Origin of the sequence: Bacillus sp. S4, assembly GCF_040838205.1 — a bacterium.
In the GTDB taxonomy this organism is placed as follows: Bacteria; Bacillota; Bacilli; order Bacillales; family Bacillaceae_G; genus Bacillus_A; species Bacillus_A cereus_U.
On record NZ_JBFPJI010000174.1, the window covers coordinates 1 to 6757 of the forward strand.

Sequence of the window (6757 nt, forward strand, 5' to 3'; positions counted from 1 at the left end):
GCATATTATCTTTATACATATACGCTAAAATATAAGAAATAGAAATATTTTAATGGGGGGCTAACATTGATTCTACATAAGGGAGATATATTATTCCGTCAAGGTGAGGACGGTCCTTTATACTTTATAAAAACAGGTTTATTAAAAGTTATTCGATTAGAAGAAGACGGAACACCATTTTTATTTAATATTATCGTTCCTGGTGAAACGATACCTCACCATTCTTTAATTTCACCGAAGGAATATCACGGTACAGCTATCGCTTTAATGAAAACAGAAGTTGAGCCTATAATTAGTAATGAATGGTACGATAAACTTCAGGCAAATCCTGCATCATATGCAAATATCGCTATGCAATTACAAGCGAAGTTACGAATGATGCAACAGCGTATCGATCAATTGACAACGGTCTCTCCTAAAGAGCGCCTTCATCGTTTACAAGAATGGTTCACCGTATATTTAGGTGACATCCCTATTTATGAAATATTAACACAAACTGAAATTGGTCAGCTCATAGGCGTACGCCGTGAGACAGTAAATCGATTATTAAGAGAACAAGCAAAAAACGAGGTAAAATAATACCTCGTTTTTTGCTTGTTCAAATTTAATCTATTGTAAGCTTGCTGCGGGACCGAAAAATTCATAATGAATGTTTTCTTGTTTAACACCCAAATCAATTAATGCAGCATTTATATGTTTCATAAATGGTACTGGACCGCAGAAATAAAATTCTGCTTCAGTCGTTGGAATAATAGTTTGTAACCATTCACGTTCAATGAATCCTTCTTTATCAAAATTCTTCATTTCCACATCTTGCTCTGTCGGTGAAGAATAGCAAGTATATGCTTTAACTTGTTCATACTCTTTTTCTACTGTCTCAACATGCTCTTTCATCGCATGTGTATTACTATTTATCGCCGCATGAACAAAGCATACATTACGCTTTGATTCTTGTTCAATTAACGTATTTAACATACTCATCATCGGTGTAATACCTACTCCACCACTAATTAGTACAACAGGTAATGTTGACTCCATATTTAATACGAAATCTCCCGCTGGTGCACTTACTGGTAAGACATCTCCTTCCCCTACATGATCATGTAAGTAATTAGATACTTTACCATCTGGTGTATCTACACCTTTTTCTTTCTTTACACTAATACGATAATATTCTTTTCCAGGAGCATCAGATAAGCTATATTGACGATTATGCGTATATGTTTCACCTTCAATATTTATTTGAATCGTTACATATTGTCCTGGGATGAATGAAGAAACTTTCCCGCCATCTTCAGGTTTTAAATAAAATGATGTAATAACGTCGCTTTCCTTCACTTTTTTAACAATCACAAAGTTGCGGAAATCTTTCCATCCACCTTCTTTATGTGCAGCTTCTTCATACATATCCGCTTCAATGCTAATGAATGCATCAGCAATGACGCCATACGCTTCTCCCCATGCATTTAAAACTTCATCAGGTGCGCCTGCGACCTCTTTAATCGCTCGTAGTAAGCATGTACCTACTATTGGATAATGCTCTGCTTTAATACCTAAACTTCTATGCTTATGACCGATTTGTTTTACAACTGGAATAATAGCTTCTAAATTATCAATGTACGTTGCAGCTGCATAAACAGCGTTTGCTAACGCTTGTTGTTGTCTTCCCTTTTTCTGATTCGTATGGTTGAAAATATTCAATAACTCCGGATGTTCCGAAAATAAAATTTGATAAAATTTCGTTGTAATTTCAACGCCTTTTTCTTGTAATAACGGTACTGTTGACTTTACGATTTCAATTGTTTTTGCACTTAACATTGTCTCCCACTCCTCTATTTCCTTAACTGTTTTTAGTTTAACTGAATTGTATAATACATATTGTGATTTTAATCACTATTAACATGGTGTTTTTGTGAAAAATATATGAACAATTCACATATTAAATAAATTTTAACTAGTGGCGTGCTCCCATCCGCCACTAATTATTAGCCCACATTAATTGTGCTCAAAAAAAAGCTAACTAGAATTCTAGCTAGCCTACTACTTTGTTTGTATTGCTTGTTCAATCCTTTTTATATTCTGTCCATCTCCAAACTCTGTATACCCCCATACATTCGTTTCACCTTTATATTTATTCACAAGTATATCCAAGTCATGATATACGCGATGAGCATAGACTACATACTCAACATTCTGAAGCTCCACACCTTTCTTTACAATTTCATAACTTCTATTCACATCGCGTTTTATTTTTTCATTTTTTATTTCTTTATGTATATTTTTTAAAGAGGCTTCTTGCCCTTGAAACCATTGTTTAAAATGTTTCCAGTCCCCATCTGTATATTTCTCTGCCTTACCATAATTCAAGAAATTATTATAACTTTCATGTGTCGTACGAACAAAATCGAGTGTCTTCTTCTTCTCTTGTACCTCTTCTATTTGTGCTACTGTATTTACTCCAGCAGACTTATTCCCATAATATAATAGTACTTTCATAAGACTATAGCTCGCTATTGCCATCACAGTAATAGTTACCAATACACTTAACAATCTCTTCATATACAGAACCCCTTTTCTACTATGAATATTACAATGTACTGTTACACTTGTAACATTCTCTCGTAGAAATATAATTCCTGTTTAAATCCTTCTTGTCATTTCGACACTATTTTCCTACAAACTTCTCCTTGGTAAATGCTCTTGTAAAACAACATAACCTTCATAAGCTGTATAACCGAGTATAGCCATTAATCCGATATAACAAGCAAATACTGTCCATTTCGTTTTCGTATCGACTTTATAATAATTTTCTTGTTGTTCTTTTTCTGTTTCCCATTCATTTAATTTTCTTTCTGACATTTCAAATGCTTCTCTTATATGAATTGTATGCATTTCTTTTTCATCTTCATATGGGACATAATCAAGCGGCTCAAACTTTGGTAAAAGGTACTCTAGCACTTCAATCTTTTGAAGTTCTCCTGTTTTTAATTCTTTTTCACGTTCTCTTTGTCTTAATACATTCATCTCATGGTGAATCATATAAATCGTTCGATGCACCGCACCAGTTTCTTTTAATTCCTCTTCAAGCCTAGCAACATATGCTTTCATTCCATCGATTCTATATCCTAATTCCTTAATCGGCTCATCTCTCTTTATTACTCTATATAGTTCCATGCAGCCGATAATAACAATAAATCCTCCCAAAATACTCTTATAGTAAATAGAATAGCCGAGTAGTAAAACTAGCCCTGCTCCCCAAATTTTCGTACTTACAACTGAAATTATTCGTCCACCATCTAACGGAGAAACTGGAATTAAGTTAAAGAAATTAATCATACTGCCAAGTAAAATAATAAGCGCCCAAAACGGCTCTTTCGTTACCAGATAAAGTGGAATCGCGGGTAAAAATGAAAGCAATCCGAAAAGAGGTCCCATATAGGCAATGTATGCTTCATCTTTTGCATTTTTCGGCATCTCTTTCATCCCAATAAGAGCTCCCATAAAAGGTATGAAGATTGCTGGCGATGTTGGTATACCCTTCTTTCGCGCTGCCCATAAATGCCCCATCTCATGTACAAACAACAAATAAACGAGTGCTACCCCAAACTTCCAACCATATATGACTGCGTATGCACCAAGCGATAAAAACATACTAAATACAGTTGAAAATTTTGCTAACTTAAAAATGGCAAATACCCATTTTAACTTAGACAGTAAAAATAACCCTATTGCAACGATAACTCCCCATAATCCTTTTTTATTATTTTTCATTTCCCTCTCCTTTATCTCACTTTACTGAGCCATATACACTCAGCAAAACTTATTCTTTTCTCTATTATGACATATTTTTTTCTATTGTTAGAAATAATGTTTATTTCATCCATTTTTAGCCAAAAATAAAAATAAAAGGAGGTAAATACAAATGAAATTACAATCTCTTATGATAGGCGCTCTATCGTTTTTAGCTTCAACTCTTATTTTTTATACCGTCAGCTACGTATTATTATTAGATTGGTTGCCAAATCACCTATTTATAGCCCTTATTATTCTTTCTGCTCTTATGATTTCTTTTCTAATTACACGAAAATCAATGAATGAGCCATCTGCAAAAGCAAAATAATAGAGGGGGACCTTTCCCCTCTATTATCATTTCCTAGGAAAGGCCATATAGACTTTACGATTCATATTTATCCCGCTATTTGCGGGCAGTAAGACTCCCACCTCAAAATTCAGCTGGAGCAAAGAAGTTAGGTGGGAGTCGTGCTAAAATCAGCGGGGGATTCCCCCCCACTGATTAAAGTTTCACTTTATCTTTGTAAATTCATTTTTTCACCATACTCTTTAACAATTTGAATAATGTTTTGAAGTGCTCCTACTTTTTCTTTCTTACTATTTAATATTTGTAAATCGTAATTATCATAATAGGTTTCTAGTGATTTTAATTGTGATTCTGAAGCATCTTTTATCGGAACAGTAACATTCAATTCATACTGTTTATACCCTTCCTTTACTTTTTCAGCTGAAATCATTTCACTATCTTTTGCTCCAATTAATTTTTGAACCTTTTCCGGGAAAATCAATTGCAAATAATATTCTTGTTCCTTTGCTAACTTATTATATAGTGATTGTGAAATCGTATAACGTACCGTATAATTTATTTTTTGATCGCCTGCTTTAATATGAAACGCGGTAATCTGCAAATCTTTTTTCGTTACTTCCGTTAAAGGCCCTACTTGCATCTCATCTTCTTTTTGTTCTGGAATCTTTGGAAATATAGCCAAAAGTTTTTCAGTATCTTTTTCGTTCAGCATATACATATCTTTCTTATATTGAATCCATCCTCGGCGATCTTCTCCTCTTAACCATGCATAATATGTTTCAATTTTCCCATCTCTACTAATTTGTATTTCATATTCCGGTTCACCAAAACTACCCGTTACTTCTTGTTTTTCCGCTTTGTTTATAATATCCACCACCAACTCCGCATCCATTTTCTTTAAATTTTTTTCTTCTTTACCTTTTTGTATAACAGTTATTTGTAATGGTTCTTTCACTTCATTCACTGTCTCCTCTACTTGTTTCGATTCCTTCTTTTGCTCGGCTTGACCACACGACGCGAGTAAAATAACACATAAAAACATTAAATATTTCCCTTTCAAATCGATTCTCCTTTTCCAATAAGAAATTCTTATAATCCTCATGCATAAAACAAAAACGTTACATTATATAGAATGAGCTATACTATACACTGAAGGGAGGATTTTACAATGTCCATTAATTTTCATGATGCAAATAATAAGTATACGTATGCAAATCGTAACGCACATATTTCATGGCAGGAAACAATAAACAATATTGTAGATGTACAAAACAAACAAGTAATTGATATAGGTTGTGGTGGAGGCATTTATACGAAAGAACTTGCTCTTATGGGAGCCAAAAATGTTGTTGGGCTTGATTTTTCAAAAGAAATATTACAAGCTGCAAAAGAAAATTGTAATGCCTTCCCAAACATTTCATTCATTCACGGTGATGCGCATAACATTCCATATCCTAACGAATCATTCGACCTTGTCATTTCTCGCGCAGTCATCCATCATTTACAAGATGTTCCTACATTTATACGAGAGGCTTCTCGCATATTAAAACAGGACGGTATACTTATTTTACAAGACCGAACTATTGAAGATTGTACAATTCCAGGAAGTCCTGAACACATTCGTGGATACTTTTTCTCTGTATTTCCAAAACTCATTGAAATAGAATCAAAAAGAAGACCAAAAACCACTACTATACAGCAAGAATTACAAAAATATTCTCTTCAAGTGTTCCCCATTAAAGCACACTGGGAAGTACGAAAAACACATGATTCTGTAGAAGCATTGCTGCAAGATTTATCTCCTCGAACCGGACGATCCATTCTATATGAATTAACAGATAATGAACTTTCTCAACTTCTACATCATATCCAAACGGCATTACAAAACGTCTCTCCTATCATCGAAAGAGATCATTGGACAATTTGGAGCGCTAAGAAATTGTAAGGAAGGAAGCCTCACAAAATAATGTGAGGCTTCCTTCTTTCATAATCTAGTTTTGCAACACTCTTGATATCCTCCACTCCTGGCCTGCGCACTTCCACACTTCGGACATACTAAATATCTAGACTGATTTGTCAACAAACTACCTTTTTGAAAGAGTAAAACTTCTGCTTGTTTAAACGAACGCGAATAATATAACCACATAAAACCAATTATAGCAATAATGCCAAATAATACTCCCATCGCAAGCATTTCAGTCACCTCTTTTGGTTTGTTCTTTCCAGCAAGTGGATTGTTGTATTATTCTCTGTAAATTCAAATAATTCCTCCCTTACTCCTATAAATATCGATTTTCTCCATAAACTTTACAATTCTCTATAATGTTTTACAGCATTTTTACAAACAGCATTAAACCTCATATTCTCAGCTATATTTCTACAGGAAAGTATATTTCCCAAAAAATATGTTGACTTTCTAAAAAAAACATGTGAAAATATTGTCAGAATACTTAAATAAAAATTCATTGACGAGAACGAGTACGTTACAGGGCTGTTCCCCAGAGAGTTGGTATTTTGCTGAAAGCCAATGCTCAGTTCGTAACCGAAAATCATCTCCGAGAAGTAGAACCGAATGCTGAAGTAAGTTCTTACCGGTCGTCCTCCGTTACAAGGAACACGTATCATGTTGTACGTTGTAAGCCGTATACATATAAATAT

8 protein-coding genes are annotated in these 6757 nt (G+C 34.1%); 3 read left to right on the forward strand and 5 right to left on the reverse strand.

What is annotated here, in order from left to right; genetic code table 11:
- Positions 1–66: 66 nt before the first annotated feature.
- Positions 67–579, forward strand: a complete 513-nt coding sequence (locus tag AB3X48_RS15225) for a Crp/Fnr family transcriptional regulator (protein ID WP_016104305.1) — start codon at positions 67–69, stop codon at positions 577–579.
- A 30-nt stretch (positions 580–609) separates the two neighbouring features.
- Here the strand turns inward: AB3X48_RS15225 and hmpA are convergent, their stop codons facing one another.
- The 3 genes from hmpA to AB3X48_RS15240 all read right to left on the reverse strand — a co-directional run bounded on the left by hmpA (position 610) and on the right by AB3X48_RS15240 (position 3771).
- The gene (hmpA, locus tag AB3X48_RS15230) at positions 610–1818 is read right to left on the reverse strand and encodes an NO-inducible flavohemoprotein (RefSeq protein WP_016104304.1); all 1209 of its coding nucleotides are present in this window, start codon (positions 1816–1818) and stop codon (positions 610–612) included.
- Between the two features lie 222 nt (positions 1819–2040).
- On the reverse strand, positions 2041–2559 hold the full coding sequence (locus tag AB3X48_RS15235) for a hypothetical protein (protein WP_016104303.1): 519 nt from the start codon (positions 2557–2559) through the stop codon (positions 2041–2043).
- Positions 2560–2673: 114 nt separating this feature from the next.
- On the reverse strand, positions 2674–3771 hold the full coding sequence (locus tag AB3X48_RS15240; RefSeq protein WP_002158635.1) for a site-2 protease family protein: 1098 nt from the start codon (positions 3769–3771) through the stop codon (positions 2674–2676).
- A 151-nt stretch (positions 3772–3922) separates the two neighbouring features.
- Here AB3X48_RS15240 and AB3X48_RS15245 point away from each other — a divergent pair, with 151 nt between their 5' ends.
- Positions 3923–4120, forward strand: coding sequence for a hypothetical protein (locus tag AB3X48_RS15245; RefSeq protein ID WP_000776287.1), 198 nt, complete (start codon positions 3923–3925; stop codon positions 4118–4120).
- A 187-nt stretch (positions 4121–4307) separates the two neighbouring features.
- Here AB3X48_RS15245 and AB3X48_RS15250 read toward each other — a convergent pair whose 3' ends face one another.
- Positions 4308–5159, reverse strand: coding sequence for a YhfM domain-containing protein (locus tag AB3X48_RS15250; RefSeq protein WP_016104302.1), 852 nt, complete (start codon positions 5157–5159; stop codon positions 4308–4310).
- A 108-nt stretch (positions 5160–5267) separates the two neighbouring features.
- Here AB3X48_RS15250 and AB3X48_RS15255 point away from each other — a divergent pair, with 108 nt between their 5' ends.
- Positions 5268–6044: a class I SAM-dependent methyltransferase gene (locus tag AB3X48_RS15255; protein WP_016104301.1), complete on the forward strand. Its 777-nt coding sequence runs from the start codon at positions 5268–5270 to the stop codon at positions 6042–6044.
- Positions 6045–6083: 39 nt separating this feature from the next.
- Here the strand turns inward: AB3X48_RS15255 and AB3X48_RS15260 are convergent, their stop codons facing one another.
- Entirely contained in the window at positions 6084–6293 is a 210-nt protein-coding gene (locus AB3X48_RS15260) for a hypothetical protein (RefSeq protein ID WP_000880631.1), read from the reverse strand.
- Between the last annotated feature and the right edge of the window lie 464 nt (positions 6294–6757).